Genomic DNA, 260 nt, shown 5'->3' on the forward strand with positions numbered 1-260 from the left:
TGCCCGTGAATGTCTTCGATCGTGACGTTGACGGCAGTGACGTTGAGGTGGGTGTGTTCGGAGAGCGCGTTGTAAATGCGTTGCCGGACGTCGTGTGCGGTGGGGGTCATCGGTGTACCCCAGGCGATGCTGAGGGTGACGCTGACGATGACCGGCGCGTCTAGCTGTTCGGCGTCCCCGTCGATCTGGCACTTTCCGATCACCGTTCCTGGGACCTGATCCGTGATGGAGCGCAGCAGCGCCCGGACCGCGCCCTCGGT

General features: G+C 63.8%; 1 protein-coding gene. It reads right to left on the reverse strand.

Annotated features, from left to right (window positions below; genetic code table 11):
* Positions 1-260 (reverse strand): Asp23/Gls24 family envelope stress response protein (locus tag ACZ3HG_RS24100; RefSeq protein ID WP_465334949.1); only part of this gene is annotated, 260 nt, incomplete at both ends.

Source organism: Erwinia sp. PME.40.26/001 (genome assembly GCF_055556675.1).